At 42.4% G+C, this 349-nt stretch carries 1 pseudogene; it reads left to right on the forward strand.

Annotated elements, in window-relative coordinates:
- A pseudogene (locus ESU54_RS17945) lies at positions 1-349 on the forward strand (hypothetical protein); the annotation flags it as partial.

A 349-nucleotide genomic window follows, 5' to 3' on the forward strand; every position in this document is an offset into this window, starting at 1 on the left:
TATATGTTCTTACAGGAACTTATGTAGGTAACGAAACCAACGCAGCTGCTTGGGGTGCTGTTGCCGCTACTGGTTCTGGAACCGGTGCTGGTACAGATTTACCTAGTAATGTTGTTCTTGATGCTCCTGTAGTACTTTCAGCAAATACCACTTATGGTTTTGCAGTAGTAACAACTGGTCTTGGACAACGTTATACAAACGGTGATGGTACAAACCAAAACTTCTCTAATGCTGATCTTTCCATGTCTCTAGGAACTGCTGTAGCTGGATTGTTTACTGGATCAGTATTTACTCCTCGTGTATGGAACGGTACTGTTCATTATGAAACTGTTGCTAGTTCTGGCCTTGA

The sequence above is a fragment of the Aequorivita antarctica genome (assembly GCF_007997155.1).
GTDB lineage: Bacteria > Bacteroidota > Bacteroidia > Flavobacteriales > Flavobacteriaceae > Aequorivita > Aequorivita antarctica.